Below are 17120 nucleotides of genomic sequence, written 5' to 3' on the forward strand. Positions count from 1 at the left end.
AAGGTAACTTTACACTAACTTATAAAAATTGTGTATGAGCTATCTTTTTATGTATTCAATTTATTTTTTGAGGAGGAGCTGCTCAACTAATTTATTAAAGGGGTTTTGTTTGTGGAGCAGTTTCCGAATTCGTTATCAATTACATTGCTTGGTAGTGCTGGTGGAGCAGCAAAAGCAGTTTTAGCAATTTTAAATCAAGCGATAGCAAATGAAAAAGATCCAATTTATGAAGTATTAAAGAATGCCAAATTTCATTTGGTGGATATAAAACAAAAAGATAGGACTTATTATGATGAGTTGTTTTCGAATTTGAAAAGTCAATTATATTTATATGAAATAAACCTTCAAAATGTAGTGGAATTTAAACAACATTTAAAAGAAAAAAGAACGAGTGTTGTGATTGATGTTTCAGGGGCAGATACAATTAGAGTATTAAGCTGCTGTAATGAACTAGGAATTTGTTATATTAACTCAGCCTTGGAAAATGAGGCAGTAGATCAGGACGATAGCTTAATCGGCTTTCAGCTTACGGAAAGATATACAAGGTTTGAGAAGGAGAAAGAGAAATTTACAAATACAAAAGCGATTATAGGTTCAGGTATGAATCCAGGTGTTGTTCAATGGATGGTTGTTGAGCTTATGAAGGAACGACCAAATGAAAGGCCAAGAGCATGTTATATTGTAGAACATGACACATCGTTTTTGAATGATACAGCACTTATAAAGCCACATACACTTTATGCTTCATGGGCAGTAGAGCGATTTTTAGATGAAGCAATCTGGAGTTATCCGATGTATATGAGTCATCATCGTCCTCTTTACTTTTATGAAGATGTATATGCTTCAGAGTATAAAGTGAAGTTAGGAGAAAAAGAATTCTATGGTTGTTTAATGCCACATGAGGAAGTATTAATTTTAGGGAAAAACTTTAATATGGAAGTTGGTTTTCTTTACCGAATTAATGAGTATACAACAAATATAATTAGACAGAACTTAGATCAAGTAGAAGATTTATGGAACTGGAATCGTAAAGTGTTTAATCCAGCGGAAGAAGAGGTTGCTGGAGAGGACTTGGTCGGTGTGTTACTCGTTTATGAAAATAGTGAGACATATATGTATAATGTGATGAATAGTAGCCAAGTTTTTCGTAAATATAAAACGAATGCAACGTATTTTCAAGTAGGGTGCGGGATTTATGCGGGCTTGTCCAGTTTACTTTTAGATCAATTTGAACAAGGTGCTTATTACGTTGAGGAGTTGTTATTAAATACAGAAAGTAAGTACGGTGAGTATTTAAATTTATATATGAAGGATTTTGTAATAGGGCATAATAATTTTACGGATGGATTGTTACATGACAGGGTAAGATGGATGTAAGTTGTTACCAAAAGGAAGGAGAGATCTCCTTCCTTTCATTATTATAAGGTTAAATATTGCCCTGAAAGCAATTTCATACTTATACTTTAAGGAGATAACAATGAAAGTTTTTTGTATCGATCAAGGGGAGTTTTTATATGAATAAATACAAGAGCTTGATTTATGAAGAAAGAAGAGCCTTAAAGGTATTTATATTATTATTTTATATTATATTCTTTTTATATGACGCTATATATTATTTTGTATATCCTGCTATGAATATTAGTGGAACAGCGGTAGGTTGGCCAGAAGGTAGTCTTGGGATAGGTGTGCCTATATTTGTAATAGCATTATTTCCTATTTCTATATATCTTCAAAAAAGAGGGTATGTATATTCTGTAAAATATTTATTTTTATTTGGGTACATGTTTATCAATCTTGTGAATAATTTAATGATTTATTTGCGAACGGATAGACCTTTTGAACATGGTAGTATGGTAGAAATGTTATTAATTTTATTTGCCCCAGTTTTCGTGAATAGAAAATACTTTTATTTAGTGTCCTTTAGTGTAATTGGAAAGTACGTATTTTTCACATTGCTATTACAAGATTTAAAAGTGGTAATTCCACTTGTTTTATGTATATTCTATTTCATTATTTCACATTCTTTATTAAAACGATTTCAATCTTATGTAAGAACAGTGGTTGAAATGATGAACAATATGAAAGAGACGGAAAATTTAGCTGTGATTGGGACTATGTCTACAACAATTGCCCATGAAATTCGAAATCCGCTAACAGCGTTAAAAGGGTTTACGCAAATGCAAAAAGAAAGAAATCCAACTGATACGATGAGCTACGACATTATGCTACAAGAAATTGAAAGAGTCAATGGATTTGTTAGTGAATTGATGTTGTTAGGAAAACCAAAGCCAACAAATTATGAAAGGTGTAATATACGAGACATCCTTCTATATGTTGTGCATCTAATGGAAAGTTATGCAACGCAATATAGAGTTAAATGTCATTTACAAGTAGATGGGAATTTACCGGCTATAAACGGTGATGATAAGCAATTAAAACAAGTGTTATTAAATATCATTAAAAATGGAATAGAATCAATGCCAGAGGGTGGGGAAATTCATATCCGTGTATATCAAAAAACGCAAGGACATTTGTGTATTTCTGTTGAAGACCAAGGATTTGGTATAGAGAATGAGAAGTTAGAAAAAATCGGCAAGGCGTTTTACACAACAAAGGAGACTGGTACAGGACTTGGATTAATGATTACATATAAAATTATTAAGGAACATCAAGGGAGTATCACGATCCAAAGTAGTGTAGGAGTAGGAACGAAAGTAGAAATTTTTTTGCCGACCTTTTAATGTATTGGGAGAAAAGATTTTTCAGAAAAGTGTTCTTGTTGTGTAAATATAAACATTTTATAAAATGTTTCAAGAAGGGTTTTTTTTATAAAATACTTCGTTTATAATGGAGGAAAATATCGACATGAGATTGATTGCTCATGTAGCGGTTCAGTAGTGTTATGAAAAGATAAGAAGGGGTGCACACGCATCCTTTTTTCTATGCAGATATTATGAAAGAGGTGGTATGATGGAATTAACATTAAATTCGACTGTATGTTTACACACGATTCAATTTCGAAAAGAGCAAAAGAATTATATTGTAAAAGATACAATTACAGGAGAAAAATATGAAATGCCGCCACTTTGGATTGATGCATTGGCAATGATGCGTGACGGTTTTTTATTGGGGGAAATTGAGGATAAATTAAAAGAAGAGTATCCATCCGAAGAAGTGAATATGTTAGCATTCACGAGGCAACTGTTAGAACTAGAACTTGTTGAAATGGTAGATGGAGAAGAGATAGCTTGCACAAAGAAGAAAGAGATAGATTGTTTAGCTTGGGTGCGTCCTCGTGTGGAACAATTCTTTCTTAATTTAAATAGAAAATATAGAAGCAAAGACCAGTAGTGGCCTTTGCTTTTTTTATAGGCTGTGTTTAAAAAATAACAGCAAATGCTCTTGCGAAAGCACCGTCACTATTTTTAATTTTTAAAGGTGCTGCTGAGAAAAAGAAACGTTTTGCTTCGATAGCATCTAGATTTGTTAAGTTTTCAATTAAGTAAATATCATTCCCTAGTAATATGTGATGAATCGGTGATGTTTCTGTTGTGACTTCATCAGGAGAAATGAAATCTAAACCGATAGATTTTACTTTTAATCGCACTAGTTCTTTAGCTAATTCTTCAGAAAGATAAAATGCTTCCTTCTCATAAGCTTCTGTATTCCATTTTGTGGATAGATTAGAATGAAAAATAACAATATCACCTTCTTTTATGTCAGTATTATGCAATACTGTCTTAGGTAATTTTCGCTCTTGAATATGTGTTACATCTATAAGAACAGCTTCACCTACAAATTGATCCAGCGGTAATTGATCGATGGTCGTTGCGCCTGAAATAAAATGCGCAGGAGCATCACAATGCGTGCCAACATGAACGACAGAATGAAAATCTGTAACTTGATATCCTGATTCTTCAACACTTGTAACAGCTTCTAGTTGTATTTTAGGTGTTCCAGGAAATTGAGACATATTATTTTCAAATGTTTGTGATAAATCAATTACTTTCATTTTACATACCTCCAATATATGTTTTTCAAATAATAAAAAGCTCATCCTTCAGTATCAAGAAAGATGAGCTTTACATGCTAGTTGAGTTTTATCTTCCAAAATGCATTGCATTTTGCAGGAATTAGCACCTATTCAGTTTGTATAAACTGAGGTTGCTGGGCTTCAAAGGGCCGGTCCCTCTGCCTCTCTTGATAAAGAAGTATTCAGTTTTTAAAATCGGAATTTTCCGATATTTAAATTGTAATTCATTTCCTTTTTGCGTGCAATACAAAATAGGTATTCACCCAAATAAAGCTGCTCGCATATTGTAGCTTATGTAAATAGAATGCTGCGAAGGAGTGAGTGCAGTGACAGGAAATGTATTAAATTATTATGCTGGTGGTAATACAGCTAGGGGATTTCACAATTTATACGAAGAGAATTTAAAAGGATTAGACAGATTATTTATCTTAAAGGGTGGCCCAGGAACGGGAAAATCTTCTTTAATAAAGGCAATAGGTCGTGAATGGATTGAAAAAGGATATGATATTGAATTTTTACATTGTTCTTCTGATAATAAATCGGTTGATGGTGTAATTATCCCACAATTAAAAGTAGGAATTGTTGATGGGACATCGCCGCATGTTATTGAGCCAAAAATGCCAGGAGTTGTTGAAGAGTATATAAATTTAGGAATTGCTTGGGACTCAGATAAACTAAGAAAGCAGAAGTTAGAAATTGAAAGATTTGTTTCAGAAGCAAGCAAAGCTTTTCAGTCTGCTTACGCACGTTTTAAAGAGGCATTGGTTATACATGATGAGTGGGAGAAGATATATATTGATAATATAGATTTTAATAAAGCAAATGAACTAACCAATCAGCTAATCCAGAAATTATTTGCAGATAAAAGCGGGAGACAATCGCTTGTAAAACATCGTTTTTTAGGAGCTGCTACACCGAAAGGAGCAGTTGATTTTGTTCCTAATTTAACAGAAGGGTTACCACATCGTTATTTTATAAAAGGGCGCCCAGGCTCTGGAAAATCAACGATGCTCAAAAAGTTAGCTAAGGCAGCTGAAGAAAAAGGGTTTGAAGTTGAAGTATATCATTGCGGATTTGACCCGAATAGTCTTGATATGGTTATCGTAAGAGAATTAGGTTTTGCAATTTTTGATAGCACCGCACCACATGAATATTTTCCAAGTCGCGAGGGTGATGAAATTATTGATATGTATGCCCTTATTGTTACGCCAGGGACGGATGAGAAATATGCGAAGGAAATTCGTGATGTTTCCATTCAATATAAAGCAAAAATGAATGAGGCGATGTCTTTCTTAGCGAAAGCAAAATCGATTCGTGATAAATTAGAACGAATTTATATTGCTGCTATGGATTTTTCAATAGTAGATGCATATAAAGAGGAGATTCAAAAAGAGTTTGAACGAATTGCTGCTACTGTAATTGAAAAGCAACAATAGACGTTTCATTAGGCTGTCAGTAATTTCTGACAGTTTTTTTAGTATGTAGTAAAATTAATAGTGTATTGTCGAATTTCCAGGGAAATAATCAAAAAATGGAGATGTTATGAAATGAGAGAGAAAATCGAGTTGGAGTTAGAAAGAATTGAAAAAGAGAATGATGTAAAAATTTTATTTGCGGTGGAATCAGGGAGTCGTGCTTGGGGGTTTCCATCGAAAGATAGCGATTATGATGTTAGGTTTGTTTATATACATCCGGTAGAATGGTATTTATCAATTCATGACAAACGAGATGTAATTGAATATCCAATTAGTGATGATTTAGATATAAGTGGTTGGGATATTAAAAAGGCGTTGCAACTATTCGCGAAGTCGAATCCTGCTTTACTTGAGTGGATTCGATCACCAATTTTTTATTCGAAAAACTCTAATTTTCCAGAACTACTTCAACAGATGAGTGAGAAGAATTTTGATCCAAAAGCAACGATATATCATTATTTACATATGGCGTCGAAAAATTATCGTGAATTTTTGCAAGGTGAGAATGTAAAGCTGAAAAAGTACTTTTATGTATTACGTCCCATTTTAGCTTGTAAGTGGCTAGAAGAGAAAACGACTTTACCTCCTGTAGAGTTTGACCGATTAATTACAGAATTATCATTAGAACGTAGCGTATTAGATGAAATTGAAAAGTTGTTAATAAAGAAAAAAGCAGGTACTGAATTAGATGTTGGATTGAAAATTAAGGTGCTAAATCAATTTTTAGAAGAACAAATTCATTACTATCAGCAATATGTAAAAGGAATTGAAAAGGGATCAGGAATCGATATTGAGAGTTTAAATACATTGTTTCGAGATATGTTGTTTGAAGCATATGAAAAAGAGCACAAGTAAGTTTGTGCTCTTTTTATTTTGTAGGAATGAAGAAAACAGATATAGCTGCGATAAGACCTGCAAAGGAGAATAAGTAAAAATTCCATGCTAAGTCATATTGCATTGTCATAATAATACCGACGAGAATTGGGCCAGCAATTGCACCAACTCGGCCAAGCCCCAGTCCCCAGCCTAAGGAGGTAGCTCGGATATGTGATGGGAAGTATTGTGTTACATATGCATTTAATATTTGAGTAATACCGACTGATCCAAAACCAGCAAGGCCAATTAAAAGATAAATGATTGTAACAGATGGTTTGATTGTTAATAGTCCGATACATATGGCTGCCATAAGATAAGAGATGCTAATAACAATTTTTGCTCCTATACGATCAGCAATTGCTCCAGCGAATAATGCGCCGATAGCTGCGGTAATATTTAGCATAAGTAGAAATGACAGACTAGACCCAAGAGGATATCCTGCCTGGCGCATCATCTGTGGTAACCAAGTGTTTAAACCATATATTAAAAACATTCCCATTATATAAGTGATCCAAAAAAGTAGCGTTGCTTTTATGTATTCTTTTGAGAATAAAGTAAAAAATCCATTTTTCTTTCGTATAATAGATGGGTCTTGATGAGTTTTATCTTTTACATGAAATTCAATTTGAAAACGATTAAGAATTTGGTTCACTTCTTCTTGGCGATTACGTGATAATAAAAATTGAATGGACTCGGGTAAATAGCGAATAATGAAAGGAATGAGGAGTAGTGGAATCATTCCGATACCAAACATAATTCTCCATCCGAAATCTTCTAACATAAGCATGGACAAAATAGCACCTAACACGATACCTAAAGGATAGCTAGTAAACATAAGAGCATAAATAAAAGATTGCCTTTTTTTGGGTGAATATTCAACAGTAAGTGCTGAAGCTGTTGGGATAACACCGCCTAATCCGATTCCTCCTATAAATCGAGATAATCCAAATAACTCAGGAGAAGGAGCGATAGCCGCTAAACCCATTGTGATAGAAAAAAGTGCTAAACAGCATATAAGCGTCCATTTACGCCCAATTAGATCTGTAATCGTTCCAACTAGAATAGCTCCAATAAACATCCCAAATAAAGCATAGCTTGCAATTGTACCAGCATGCGCTGGTGATAGCGCCCAGCTTTTGTCTTCTAGGAGCTTTGGTAGAACGGCACCGTAAATACCTAAATCATATCCATCAGCTAAAATGGCTAGCCAACAAATAAAAACAACAAGTTTTGTAATAGAGCTTGGAAAGATAGTTTCTGTAGATTCTAGATGAGGTGGAGCTGAAGGTTGCATAATATTCACCCCTTTTAATTTGTAGATGAATATATTATTTTATTTAATGTTAATATTTTCCTCCTTGTGTCGAATTTTATCTGAAAAGGGTTTATAACAAATAAAGAAGTTCAACAGTAATTTTGTTGAACTTCTTTATTAGTTTACTCATTATCAACTCGTTTTAACGGTTGATCTGCTGGGCCTTCAATAACGTCCCCCTCAATAGAAAAACGAGAACCGTGGCAAGGGCAATCCCAAGTACAATCACCATTATTCCATTCAACTTCACAGCCGAGATGTGTACAAGTTGTATCGACGATATGTAATTTTCCTTCTTTGTCTTTATAAGCACCTGCTCGTTTACCGTTAACATGTACGACAGATCCTTCACCAACTTCGAGATCTTCTGCCTTACGTAATGCGGTTTCAATCTTTCCTTCAATTAAATGTTTCGCAACATCAATGTTTTGGGAGAGGAACGTTTTTATATCTGGATTTGCATGGAAGCGTGATGGTGCATACAGTTCTTTATAGGGACTGTGAACTTTTAGGATGGAGTCCTTCAGTAGGTGAGCGGCAGCAGTTCCAGTTGTCATTCCCCATTTGCGATATCCAGTTGCAACAAATATATTTGGATTTCTTTCGTTAATATGTCCGATATAAGGAAGCTTATCTAGAGTGATTAAATCTTGTGCTGACCATCTATAAGGAACTTCGTCTATTCCAAAAGTTGCTTCAGCAAAAGAATAGAGTGCTTCATAATGAAGCATCGTATTTATTCCTTGTCCTGTTTTATGACTCTCTCCGCCAATCAAAATTAATTTTTCTCCATTGTTTGTTATATAGCGTAAGGAGCGCTTTGGATCATCGATACTTAAAAACATACCACCTGGATACTCCGTTTTTGCTTTTATTGCAAGAGCGTAGGAGCGTTCTGCGTACATTCGCGTAAAGAAAAAGCTATTCGCATCATAAAAAGGAAAATGTGAACAAGAGACGACATATTCACAAGTGATATGATGGCCCTCTTTTGTAATTATTTGTGGATAATCTCCCTTTTCCACATCCATAGCTGTTGTTTGTTCGTAGAGCTTTCCGCCCATCTCCACAAACTTTTCTAAAAGTGTTTTTAAATAAAGAAGGGGATGGAATTGTGCTTGATTTTTCATTACAAGCGCAGATTGTACTGGAATAGGAATCGATAGAGATTGAACATAGTCACAAGGTATATTTAATTTTTGATAAGCTTCATATTCTTTCGTTAAATTTCTTAATCCGTTATCGGTAGTTGTATATAAATATGAATCTTCATTTGAGAAATTACAGTCGATTTTATATGTTTGAACAGTTTCATTTATGAATTGTAGAGCCTGATTATTTGATTCATAGTAAAGCCCGGCCTTTTCTACACCGAAATGATTTATTAATTCATCATAAATAAGATCATGTTGTGCTGTTACTTTCGCTGTTGTATGCCCAGTTGTTCCATTTAAAATACGACCAGAATCAATTAAAACAACATCGATGCCTTCTTTTGCAAGTAAATAGGCGGTAGTAATACCTGTAATACCAGCACCGATAATAGCAACTTTCGTCTTTATATTTTCGGATAAACGAGGGAAAGTAGGGAACTGAGTAGATTCAATCCAATAAGATAGCGGCAGTTGTGGAAATGTATCACTTGTCATTGCGGAAACCTCCTGATTTTAGAACAATTTTCCTTTTAATATTTCCATATTATATGAAATTCATGTGTGTTGTTTTAGAAGTAGTCTATTTTTATTAAAAGAGGTTATAAATTATTTTAATATAATTAATTAGATGGGGCATTATGAAGTGGTAGGATTTATATAAAACTAAATTCAAGGGATTCTGTTTGTTGATTACATAGGGAGTTATTGAATGAGATAGAGTCTATGGCGTTTAAGAAAATGTCTATATATAGTGGGTAAATCCTTATGGAATCTATACATTTTCTTTAGTGAAATAAAGTATGATTATAAAAATATAACCACCTTTTATTACTAGGTCATAAAAGGTGTTGACAATATAGAAATTCTATTGTTATGATTCATCATGTGGAAAGGTTGATAGAGAGTAAAAAGAGAAATGTTTTTCATTGATAATAAAAGCGAAAAATAAGTGACGATAGAGTGAGTATATTTTCCTTATAATAGATGCTTTTTGGATCATCTAGTAAAATCAATCTGGAAGCAAGAATTGATATATGTAAGTTGCGCAAGGCGCGGCATAAGAAAGGAGCAAAAGGATGAAGGAGCTTCATACGTTTGGGTGGTATGCAGCACGTGTATCACCACATTTGCCGAAAAAAGCATTTAAACCAGTGCCTACTCGTTTATTTGGTGGACTGGCTTATTTGCTTGTGGCATTGGCGGGGTTAATATCGATTGGTGTATTTGAATTGAATGTGTGGGCGAATCTAGGAATTGCGATTGTTCTTGGGTTATGTTTTGCTTCACTAGGATTTTTAGGGCATGAAATTTTACATGGAACTGTTGTAAGAAAGGCATGGCTTCGTGACTTCTTAGGCGCGATTGCATTTATGCCATTATCAACAGGGCCAAAGCTTTGGAGAAAGTGGCATAATGCAACGCATCATGTTCATACACAGCATGAAGAGAATGATCCAGATGCATGGCCGACACTTGAGAAACTTAAGAAGAGTAAGTTTTTGAGTTGGGTATATCGTATGCCTTTACATGTACGTTCATTCTTTAGTTTTCTGTCACTAACAATTCAATTTACATTGCATTCGACTCGAATGTTCTTTCATTTTATAAAAGAGTTCAAGTCATCCAATCAAAAATCTGTATGGCTTCAACTTCTTTTGCCTTGGACAGTTTGGATTAGTTTATTGTTTATTATGGGACCTGGAAAATGGTTATTTGCATATGTCATTCCGTTGTTAATTGCTAACTTTATTGTAATGGCATATATCGCAACAAATCACCGCTTAAATCCAATTGTTCCAGTAAATGATCCGTTAGCAAACTGTTTGTCAGTAACAGTGCCGCGCTGGGTAGACGTTTTACATTTCAATTTCTCATATCATACAGAACATCATCTGTTTCCCGCTATGAGTTCTAAATACTATCCGTTAGTAAAAGAGAAGATTAAAGAAATGTGGCCGGAACGCTATCATGAGATGCCGATGACAAAAGCTTTGGCAGCGCTATGGAATACACCACGTGTGTATTATCAAGGAAGTGAATTAGTGGATCCGCATAGAGAGCATTTCTATGGTTCTTTAGGAAATGGACTAGATCCTCATAATATTTCATATCGTGAGGAACATATAGAAGAAGAAAAGAGTATTAAAAAAGTAAATCAGTAAAAATTAATATATTTTTGCAATGAAAAAGCAAGCCATCTCAGGCTTGCTTTTTCTTATAAAGAAACTTCCTTTTTGTTCCTTTTATGGACTTGGACGGAGTTAGTTTCTTTTCGTTGTAGTCGTTTTTCTAAAAGATTAACAAAATAAGTAAATAGAAGAACAAGTATGAGATAGTATGCACCAACGATTATGTAAGTATCTAATTGTTGGAAATTACCTGCTGCAATTGATAAACCTGAACCCCATAATTCGGACATTCCTACATAAGCAACAAGTGAAGAATCTTTTAATCCGATAATAAATTGGTTTCCTAGAGGAGGAAGAGACAGACGAAATGCTTGTGGTAATATAATTCGTCGCATAGCTAAAGGATAAGGCATGCCTAAAGAGCGAGCTGCTTCTAATTGTCCCCGGTCAACGGATTGAATAGATCCACGGAAAATTTCCGTAATATATGCTCCGTTATGAATTGCTAAAGCGATTGCACCTGCCCAAAAAGGGGTGAAAACAACAACGGATGTAATTCCAAAATAGAGAATGGCAATTTGAACAATTAAAGGTGTACCACGAATAATAGCAATGTAGACATGAGCGATACTATTTAAAACTTTATTGTTAGAGATTCGAAAGAAAGCGAATAATAATCCAATTAATGAACCGAGTACTAGGGAAGTTAATGTTAATTGTAATGTGACAATAGTAGCCTTTAAGAGTGTGGGATAGGAAGAGATAAAAATTTCAAACATGCGTTTCACCTCATATTGTATGGATTTTAGTAGAGAATGAAATGCCCCACATAAAATGAACATTTAATCAGTGGGGCATTGTTTATGAATCTTTTGAATGGCTAACTTACTTCGTTTTTTCCTCTTCACCGAGAATATTACGCCCGAACCATTTTTTACTGATCTTTTCATACGTACCATCTTTAATGATTTCATCTAACGCTTTATTTACTTTCTCAACCATTTCTTTATCATCTTTGTGAATAGCAATTCCCATTTCATCAAGATTTAATGGTTTTCCGGCTTCTTTTATCTTCGATTTTCCTTCTTTTATCATACGTAGACCAACCATTTGATCCGTAATTACTGCGTCAACACGCCCAGGCTCTAAGTCCATAAGAGCAGTAATATCGCTGTCATATTCTGTGATTTGATCTGTATATTTCGCAACAAGATTTTTAAAGGTACTAGCTTTTACAACACCAATTTTCTTACCTTTTAAATCTTCTGGAGAAGAGATAGCGGTATTCTTTTTAGCCACAAAAATTTGGGCGCCAGAGCGATAGTACGGATTTGAGAAACTAACAGCTTTTAAGCGCTCCTCTGTAATTGCCATACTACCCAGTATTACATCATATTTCTTCGCTTGAAGACCTTGAATCAGCGTTTCCCATGGGTTTGTAACGGGCGTAGCCTTCATGTTCATCTTTTTAGCAAGAGCTTCACCGATTTCTACATCAAAGCCGACAAGTTTGCCGTCATTTTCTTTATAGTTAAAAGGTTTGTATAATCCACTCATCGCATAGCGAAATTCTTTTTCACTATTTGATGAAGTAGTAGAGCTTTCTTTGCTACAAGCTCCTAGTATGAAGGATGTACATAGTGTAATGCTCGCAACAATGGTTAATAGTTTTCTTTTCATAAAACCCCTCCTATATATTGATCATACGGATGGTTTTTTAGTATGTTATTGAAATTTTTTATTTGGATGATTAGTTGTGCACCGTATGAATGTATTCTTTTTCGTTTGAAACAAAAGTTACATTATAAAACGTTGCGTAAAAATTGTTTTGCCCGTTCATGTGATGGAGCTGAAAAGAATTGTACTGGCGGAGCATCTTCTACAATCTTTCCATCGTCCATAAAGATGACGCGATCAGCTACATCTTTTGCGAAATTCATTTCATGAGTAACAATAACCATTGTCATCCCTTCTTCAGCAAGTTCTTTCATAACTTGCAATACTTCTCCAACAAGTTCAGGGTCTAAAGCTGAGGTAGGCTCATCAAATAGCATAATCTTAGGGCTCATTGCAAGAGCTCGTGCAATGGCAATGCGCTGTTTTTGACCACCTGAAAGAAGATGAGGAGTTACATCCGCTTTATCTTGAAGGCCGACTTTTTGGAGAAGTTGATTTCCAATATCCTGTGCATTTGCTTTCTCTAATTTTTTTACGTGAATAGGTGCTTCTATGATGTTTTCTAGTGAGGTCATATGAGGAAAGAGGTTAAAGTGCTGAAAAACCATACCGACATTTTCACGGACTTTATTTAAATTTGAATGCTTTGGATCAATTCGCTCACCTTGTAAGTGAATTTCGCCTTCATCGTACATTTCTAAAAAGTTAAGACAGCGAAGTAATGTACTTTTACCAGAACCACTGGCACCAATTAAAACAACAACTTCTTTTTCCTTTACTTCTAAATCAATTCCTTTTAACACATCAAGTGAACCGAATGATTTTACTAGATTTCGAACTTGAATCATACAAAACCCCCAGTTAAAAATATATTTTACAAATGTTGCCCTGTATTTCTGTTATTAGTCATAAATTGTCAGAATCCTTTATTTTTTTCGTGCAATTTGATATTCAAAGAAATAATGATTTTTAAAATCTCTATATCCTTCTATAATGAAAATATGGATAATAATATATAGGTAGTATTTATATTGCTTATAAAAAGGGGGAAAGGGAAGATGGAAAAAGAAAGAAAAACATTTTCTTTTGGATTACGTACACAACTTATGCTATTCACTACAGTTTTAGCTTTCATTACATATTCAACAAGTATATTTTTTATTTACGTGATATACGATTATTTTCAAAGTTATGTAAGTCAAACTGTATATAATATTATCGTTATGTTATTAGGGGTAGTATGGTCTGGAATTTTAGCATATGGAGCAGCCGTATTTTTAATTAAACCGCTTCGCAAGTTAGAGGAAGCGGCAAGAAAAGCAGCTGAGGGTGATATTCGTGAAGATGTTCCATTACCGAAGACAGATGATGAAATTAAATCTTTAAGTGTTGCATTTAATATGATGTTAGGAAACTTAAGGGGCATGGTAAAAAATATTGATACAACATTTTCGTATACAAATAATCAAGTACAGCAGATTAGAAAACAAACAGGCGAAGCAACGAGACAAGCGCAAGGTGTATCTGAGACACTTGCAGAGATTTCTTCAGGCGCTGAGCAATCAGCGGCATCAATTCAAGCAATTGTTTCTGCTGTTGATACAACGACTTCTATTGCAAGTGAAGTAGAAGAAAAAGCGAAGCAGTCTGATACATTGTCTTCAGAAATGGTTGAAGCTTTAGGGCATAGTACTCGTGTCTTTACGTCTTTAATTCAAGGTATTCAAACATTGGCAAAAGAAAATGAAGATTCAATGCAAAATGTACAGAAGTTAGAAGAACGAATGAAACAAGTAGAACATATTGTGTCTGTTGTGAGTGCGATTGCTAGCCAAACGAATTTATTAGCACTAAATGCTTCTATTGAGGCAGCTCGCGCAGGAGAGCATGGAAGAGGCTTTGCGGTTGTTGCGGAAGAAGTACGTAAACTTGCTGATGAAAGTGATCATTCTGCAAGAAACATATCGCAGTTATTACGGAATATGCAAGATGAAGTACAACAAGTTGCAATGAAAATGACAGAACAAGTGAAAATAGCTAAAGAAGAGGCGAAACGTGGGGAAGCTACGGAATTAATTTTAAAAGAAATGTCATCAAGTGTTATGGAAGTAGCCGATGCAACTCAGCAAATTAGTAGTTATATGAATGAACAAGTGAGCCACATTCATCAAACAGGAGCACAAACAAAAGCTGTAGCAGCAATTGCTGAAGAAACGTCAGCTGGTTCGCAAGAAGTAGCACGTGTGACGCTACAACAATCTAAAAATATGATAGTAATCGATCAATTATTAAAGGATTTAGAGAAGCAAGCAACTGATTTGAAACAAACAATTGAACGATTTTCAATGTAAAAGGAAGAACAGAATATTGTTCTTCTCTTTTTTATTTAGCTTGATTTAATATTTACAGTTAAACTATGAACGTTTCCGCAACATTCTTTTCTGTCCCTTTCGGATGAAAATTATAGCGAGCTATAATATTAAAAGGGGTGTCTTTTATGAAAAAAGAAAAAAGACAACGGTTAATTAAACAATTTGTAAAGGAGTATGAAATAGATAAGCAAGAAAGATTAGTAGAATTGTTAGCAAAAAAAGATGTATTAGTAACACAAGCTACGGTTTCTCGCGATATTCGTGAGTTAAACTTAACGAAGGTACCTTCTCAAGAAGGATTAATGATATATAAAGTTTTCTCAGAAGAGCATTTACAAACTGATATAAAGTTAAAGAAAAAATTACGAGAAGTTGTTGTAAAAATTGATTGTGTAGATCAATTAATGGTTATTAAAACATTACCTGGTAATGCACATGTTATTGGTGTTTTATTTGATGAGTTAGATTGGAAAGAAAAAATAGGATGTATATGTGGAAATGATACATGCCTTATAATTTCACAGTCGAAATCAGATAGGGAGATTATAGAAGAAAGATTAAATTTAATTATTTAGATGCGAAAATCCTGTTTTTAATAAAATTAAAAACAGGATTTTTGTTTAAATACGGAAGTTAAATATTCAATATATATGCGTAATATATGTATTTTTTATTGAGAAAGCAAGATAGTTTGTTATAAAAATACATATTCGTATGATTTTAAAAAAATAACTTGTTTAATATTTCACAATGATAATGTGGATGCTTTCACAAAGATGAAAGTACAGAGCATTTATTATGTACTTGTAAGACATCAAACATATTTAAAAGGAGGTACAACAAATGAAACATCCGATACATGTTACTTCAGAAATTGGGGAATTACAAACTGTTTTATTAAAACGACCGGGTAAAGAAGTGGAAAACTTGACGCCAGATTATTTGCAGCAATTATTATTTGACGATATTCCATACTTACCAATTATTCAAAAAGAGCATGATTATTTTGCACAAACGTTACGCAATCGGGGTGTTGAAGTTCTTTATTTAGAAAAACTAGCCGCTGAGGCGTTAGTAGATAAAAAACTTCGAGAAGAATTTGTTGATCGTATTTTAAAAGAAGGACAGGCCGACGTAAATGTTGCACATCAAACTTTAAAAGAATATTTACTTTCCTTTTCAAATGAAGAATTAATTCAAAAAATTATGGGCGGTGTACGGAAAAACGAAATTGAAACAAGTAAGAAGACACATTTATATGAATTAATGGAAGATCACTATCCGTTTTACTTAGATCCAATGCCTAATTTATATTTTACTCGTGACCCAGCAGCTAGCGTGGGCGATGGCTTAACGATAAATAAGATGAGAGAACCAGCGCGTAGACGTGAATCATTATTCATGGAGTACATCATTAAATATCATCCAAGATTTGCAAAACATAATGTACCAATCTGGTTAGATCGTGATTATAAATTTCCAATTGAAGGTGGCGACGAGCTAATTTTAAATGAAGAAACAATTGCGATTGGAGTATCTGCTCGTACTTCAGCTAAAGCAATTGAACGTTTAGCTAAAAATCTTTTTAGCCGACAAAATAAAATTAAGAAAGTGTTAGCAATAGAAATTCCAAAATGTCGAGCATTTATGCATTTAGATACAGTATTTACAATGGTTGATTATGACAAGTTTACAATTCACCCAGCCATTCAAGGGCCAAAAGGGAATATGAATATTTATATTTTAGAAAAAGGATCAGATGAGGAAACTCTTAAAATTACACATCGTACTTCTTTAATGGAAGCATTAAAAGAGGTATTAGGCTTAAGTGAATTAGTTCTTATTCCATGTGGAGGAGGAGATGTAATTGCTTCTGCTCGTGAACAATGGAATGATGGCTCGAACACATTAGCAATTGCGCCAGGTGTAGTTGTTACATATGATCGTAACTATGTATCTAATACGTTATTACGTGAACACGGTATAGAAGTGATTGAGGTGCTAAGTTCGGAATTATCTCGTGGTCGTGGGGGTCCACGTTGCATGAGTATGCCAATTATTCGTAAAGATATTTAGTATAAATAACGGA

Annotated in this window: 15 protein-coding genes and 1 riboswitch; of the genes, 9 read left to right on the top strand and 6 right to left on the bottom strand. The window is 34.1% G+C overall.

Features of this window, described 5'->3' with window-relative positions:
- The first annotated feature begins 111 nt into the window (after nt 1-111).
- The 3 genes from V7S45_RS02080 to V7S45_RS02090 all read left to right on the top strand — a co-directional run bounded on the left by V7S45_RS02080 (nt 112) and on the right by V7S45_RS02090 (nt 3351).
- Nucleotides 112-1377, top strand: a complete 1266-nt coding sequence (locus V7S45_RS02080) for a hypothetical protein (protein ID WP_000434728.1) — start codon at nt 112-114, stop codon at nt 1375-1377.
- A 137-nt stretch (nt 1378-1514) separates the two neighbouring features.
- Nucleotides 1515-2741: an ATP-binding protein gene (locus V7S45_RS02085; RefSeq protein WP_088345713.1), complete on the top strand. Its 1227-nt coding sequence runs from the start codon at nt 1515-1517 to the stop codon at nt 2739-2741.
- Between the two features lie 229 nt (nt 2742-2970).
- The gene (locus V7S45_RS02090) at nt 2971-3351 is read left to right on the top strand and encodes a hypothetical protein (RefSeq protein ID WP_025688459.1); all 381 of its coding nucleotides are present in this window, start codon (nt 2971-2973) and stop codon (nt 3349-3351) included.
- A gap of 28 nt (nt 3352-3379) precedes the next feature.
- Here V7S45_RS02090 and V7S45_RS02095 read toward each other — a convergent pair whose 3' ends face one another.
- Nucleotides 3380-4012, bottom strand: a complete 633-nt coding sequence (locus tag V7S45_RS02095; protein ID WP_006926178.1) for a cyclase family protein — start codon at nt 4010-4012, stop codon at nt 3380-3382.
- 85 nt (nt 4013-4097) lie between these two features.
- A riboswitch (SAM riboswitch) is annotated at nt 4098-4210 on the bottom strand.
- Nucleotides 4211-4359: 149 nt separating this feature from the next.
- On the opposite strand from V7S45_RS02095, the gene V7S45_RS02100 reads away from it, so the two are divergent.
- On the top strand, nt 4360-5469 hold the full coding sequence (locus V7S45_RS02100; protein WP_006926177.1) for a PRK06851 family protein: 1110 nt from the start codon (nt 4360-4362) through the stop codon (nt 5467-5469).
- A 111-nt stretch (nt 5470-5580) separates the two neighbouring features.
- The gene (locus tag V7S45_RS02105) at nt 5581-6363 is read left to right on the top strand and encodes a nucleotidyltransferase domain-containing protein (RefSeq protein WP_001208237.1); all 783 of its coding nucleotides are present in this window, start codon (nt 5581-5583) and stop codon (nt 6361-6363) included.
- A 13-nt stretch (nt 6364-6376) separates the two neighbouring features.
- Here V7S45_RS02105 and V7S45_RS02110 read toward each other — a convergent pair whose 3' ends face one another.
- Nucleotides 6377-7678: an aromatic acid/H+ symport family MFS transporter gene (locus V7S45_RS02110; RefSeq protein WP_025688463.1), complete on the bottom strand. Its 1302-nt coding sequence runs from the start codon at nt 7676-7678 to the stop codon at nt 6377-6379.
- Between the two features lie 143 nt (nt 7679-7821).
- Nucleotides 7822-9348, bottom strand: coding sequence for an FAD-dependent oxidoreductase (locus V7S45_RS02115; protein WP_025688465.1), 1527 nt, complete (start codon nt 9346-9348; stop codon nt 7822-7824).
- A gap of 581 nt (nt 9349-9929) precedes the next feature.
- Here V7S45_RS02115 and V7S45_RS02120 point away from each other — a divergent pair.
- Nucleotides 9930-11015 carry an acyl-CoA desaturase gene (locus V7S45_RS02120; protein ID WP_000661226.1) on the top strand — a complete coding sequence of 362 codons (1086 nt, stop codon included), beginning with the start codon at nt 9930-9932 and terminating at the stop codon, nt 11013-11015.
- A gap of 53 nt (nt 11016-11068) precedes the next feature.
- Here V7S45_RS02120 and V7S45_RS02125 read toward each other — a convergent pair whose 3' ends face one another.
- The 3 genes from V7S45_RS02125 to V7S45_RS02135 form a co-directional block, all read right to left on the bottom strand.
- A complete protein-coding gene (locus V7S45_RS02125; RefSeq protein WP_002025246.1) occupies nt 11069-11824 on the bottom strand; it encodes an amino acid ABC transporter permease in 756 nt (251 codons plus the stop codon).
- Nucleotides 11825-11867: 43 nt separating this feature from the next.
- Nucleotides 11868-12662: an ABC transporter substrate-binding protein gene (locus V7S45_RS02130; RefSeq protein WP_025687821.1), complete on the bottom strand. Its 795-nt coding sequence runs from the start codon at nt 12660-12662 to the stop codon at nt 11868-11870.
- 122 nt (nt 12663-12784) lie between these two features.
- Nucleotides 12785-13507 carry an amino acid ABC transporter ATP-binding protein gene (locus V7S45_RS02135; protein ID WP_000616927.1) on the bottom strand — a complete coding sequence of 241 codons (723 nt, stop codon included), beginning with the start codon at nt 13505-13507 and terminating at the stop codon, nt 12785-12787.
- 210 nt (nt 13508-13717) lie between these two features.
- Between V7S45_RS02135 and V7S45_RS02140 the strand changes: the two genes are divergently transcribed.
- The 3 genes from V7S45_RS02140 to arcA all read left to right on the top strand — a co-directional run bounded on the left by V7S45_RS02140 (nt 13718) and on the right by arcA (nt 17107).
- Nucleotides 13718-15010 carry a methyl-accepting chemotaxis protein gene (locus V7S45_RS02140; protein ID WP_000410233.1) on the top strand — a complete coding sequence of 431 codons (1293 nt, stop codon included), beginning with the start codon at nt 13718-13720 and terminating at the stop codon, nt 15008-15010.
- Between the two features lie 146 nt (nt 15011-15156).
- On the top strand, nt 15157-15606 hold the full coding sequence (gene argR / locus V7S45_RS02145; RefSeq protein ID WP_000711826.1) for an arginine repressor: 450 nt from the start codon (nt 15157-15159) through the stop codon (nt 15604-15606).
- 268 nt (nt 15607-15874) lie between these two features.
- Nucleotides 15875-17107, top strand: a complete 1233-nt coding sequence (gene arcA, locus V7S45_RS02150) for an arginine deiminase (protein WP_025687822.1) — start codon at nt 15875-15877, stop codon at nt 17105-17107.
- Nucleotides 17108-17120: the final 13 nt, after the last annotated feature.

It is taken from the genome of Bacillus sp. BR3(2024), from assembly GCF_039134555.1.
Classification (GTDB): Bacteria; Bacillota; Bacilli; order Bacillales; family Bacillaceae_G; genus Bacillus_A; species Bacillus_A cereus.

Coding starts and splice junctions, on each gene's coding strand:
- V7S45_RS02085 (WP_088345713.1), top strand. CDS start 1,515: ATGAATAAATACAAGAGCTTGATTTATGAAGAAAGAAGAGCCTTAAAG.
- V7S45_RS02090 (WP_025688459.1), top strand. CDS start 2,971: ATGGAATTAACATTAAATTCGACTGTATGTTTACACACGATTCAATTT.
- V7S45_RS02095 (WP_006926178.1), bottom strand. CDS start 4,012: ATGAAAGTAATTGATTTATCACAAACATTTGAAAATAATATGTCTCAA.
- V7S45_RS02105 (WP_001208237.1), top strand. CDS start 5,581: ATGAGAGAGAAAATCGAGTTGGAGTTAGAAAGAATTGAAAAAGAGAAT.
- V7S45_RS02110 (WP_025688463.1), bottom strand. CDS start 7,678: ATGCAACCTTCAGCTCCACCTCATCTAGAATCTACAGAAACTATCTTT.
- V7S45_RS02115 (WP_025688465.1), bottom strand. CDS start 9,348: ATGACAAGTGATACATTTCCACAACTGCCGCTATCTTATTGGATTGAA.
- V7S45_RS02120 (WP_000661226.1), top strand. CDS start 9,930: ATGAAGGAGCTTCATACGTTTGGGTGGTATGCAGCACGTGTATCACCA.
- V7S45_RS02125 (WP_002025246.1), bottom strand. CDS start 11,824: ATGTTCATTTTATGTGGGGCATTTCATTCTCTACTAAAATCCATACAA.
- V7S45_RS02130 (WP_025687821.1), bottom strand. CDS start 12,662: ATGAAAAGAAAACTATTAACCATTGTTGCGAGCATTACACTATGTACA.
- V7S45_RS02135 (WP_000616927.1), bottom strand. CDS start 13,507: ATGATTCAAGTTCGAAATCTAGTAAAATCATTCGGTTCACTTGATGTG.
- V7S45_RS02140 (WP_000410233.1), top strand. CDS start 13,718: ATGGAAAAAGAAAGAAAAACATTTTCTTTTGGATTACGTACACAACTT.
- argR (WP_000711826.1), top strand. CDS start 15,157: ATGAAAAAAGAAAAAAGACAACGGTTAATTAAACAATTTGTAAAGGAG.
- arcA (WP_025687822.1), top strand. CDS start 15,875: ATGAAACATCCGATACATGTTACTTCAGAAATTGGGGAATTACAAACT.